Consider the following 2,361-nt stretch of genomic DNA (forward strand, 5'->3'; position numbering starts at 1 on the left):
GTCGGGTAGGCAGGCACTCTCACGAGCGCCCGCCCCCCTAAGAACCGTACGTGACAGATTTCCCGTCATACGGCTCAAGCCTTCTTTTTATCCGAACAACTTATTTATTTAATACATGGTACATGTACTAATTTAGCAAATTTACCTGTAGAAACCTCTAGGTTTCGCACTGTAACTTTCTCTCCATTTTGTAGAGTCTGCTTACACAATGCACAACGATATCCTTGTTTTCTTGCGAGTTTCATCCTATCTAATGTATTTTCACTATTAAAGACCTTACGGTCTCGCTTTTCCCAATACTCTCTTAGACTCGGATCATCTGGGCTGTTTTTATAGGCTACCATGACATGCCGTTCTATCTTAATCCAGGACATCTTTAACAATTGAATGTTAGTAAGTGGACATGTGAGAGTCCATTTATCATTCCCTCCATGGTTGGGCTTCTTAAAATAACGTTTAATAATCCATTTCCACGCCTTCTTTGGATGTAGTCGTTTAAGGTGTTTTGTTATTTTGAGGAATAAATAATTATCCATATATCCAAACGTCTTTTTAGAAACGACATGTTTCCAATACTGTCCGTAACCACGAATAATTGGATTTAAAACACGTATTAGTTCTTTTATTGGTCGTCCTCTCATTACTGCGAACGTATCTTTTATCTTATTTTTTGCTTTTTTAATGCTGTCTCTGCTAGGTTTGATTAGTAGCTTATTACCTTGTTCCGTCTTGTATTGACGCAGCGAGAAACCGAGAAAATCAAACCCGTTCTCAATATGTGTAACTCTAGTTTTCTCTTTACTAAGTGTAATTCCTCGCCTTTGTAAGTAAGGAATGAGTTTCCCATACATGCTTTCAGCCTTTTCCTTCGTTTCCGTTACGATGACAAAGTCATCGGCATAGAGAACACGTCCTATCTTACATTTTGGGTCGATTGCGTATCCTCCGTTTGGTTTGTATGTCTTTTTATAGACAATACCAATTTCTTCTTCCATACCGCATAAGGCGATATTAGCTAGAAGGGGGGACACAATACCCCCTTGAGGGGTTCCTTCTGTTGTCATACGAAGCATATCCTGCTCTATGTATCCCATTTTAAGCCATCTTTTGATGAGAGTGTTTCCTGGAAACATAGATGTTTGTTCTACTATCCAATTATGATTAAGATGGTCAAAGCATCCTAAGAAATCTCCCTCAAATACCCACTTTTTCTTACTATTCGTGTTAAGCTTATTAAAAAGATTACTTATAGCATCGTGTGTGCTTCGTTTAGGACGAAAACCGTAAGAAGTTGGTTCAAACTTGACCTCCCATTGTGGTTCGAGTGCGTTTTTTACTACGTTTTGATACACTCGATCTCGTATCGTGGGGATACCGAGAGGTCTCATTTTTCCATTTTTCTTCGGGATAAACGTTCGTTTTGCTGGCTTTGGACGATGTCGAAAGACATTGCATTTAACTATTTGTTTATAAAGTTTGATACGTTCGCTTGGTTTTAAAGCCGTATAGCCATCTACACCAGGTGTTCGCTTACCGTTATTTTGTTGTGTTACTCTGCGAATGGAAAGCAGTAGATTTGCTTTACTCCGTAGGAGTAAACGTTGAAGTTTCCTTACTTTTCTTTGTTGATTTTGCTGTTCGGCACGATAAATTCTTTGTCGTAACTTCGCTACATATTTTTGTATAATACTCCAATCAATAGAGTACCAATCTTTATGCGAGACGTGCGCCGACGCTCGTAGAGAGGTATTCATAACAGCACGCTCCTTTTCGTTAGAAGATAGCCACAAATTTATTTTCGTGTTGAAGACCCATGAGAAGTGGGCGCTCTTTCGAGCCTGTCATTGTCAATAGAGACGACAGTATCCGTCCAGTTATACGATGCTTCTGCTTTCCTGTCCCTTTTCAGGGTAACGGCTTTCGCTTTTTCTCATATCCCATACCCTCTGCCACATCGTTTGACTTTACAGTCATCCTACTGCTTATGCAGATGACATAGGGCTTACCAAGTTCCACTTCCTACAGATGCGATAGGGGTAGGTAGGTTCTTTACTCCGGGCAAGATGCGGGACGCATCAGAGCAGCATTATGATTCTACTTTTCCTCTTGCCAAGACCCAAGCAAAGCTGTGCATTATCTTGAGCTAACCCTTACGAAGCTTACAAACCTTCACTTTCGTTTACCATACCTATCTTCTCCTAGCAGTATTCTGGACCATGCATTTGTCCTCTGTTTCCACATTTCCTCATGCAACCGACAGACTCGTTATCAAGAATGCCGTTTCGGATGGAGATCATCTTCGCGTCTAGATGAGTAGCGTTAGCTACACTGTAAGAAAGCGACTTCTTGTCGCACCATAAT

Annotated in this window: 1 protein-coding gene; it reads right to left on the minus strand. The window is 40.6% G+C overall.

Annotated elements, in window-relative coordinates:
- Positions 1 to 104: 104 nt before the first annotated feature.
- Positions 105 to 1,754: a group II intron reverse transcriptase/maturase gene (gene ltrA / locus AC0KUU_RS29845; protein WP_473454047.1), complete on the minus strand. Its 1,650-nt coding sequence runs from the start codon at positions 1,752 to 1,754 to the stop codon at positions 105 to 107.
- Positions 1,755 to 2,361 lie beyond the last annotated feature (607 nt).

Source organism: Priestia sp. ST2, assembly GCF_055810735.1.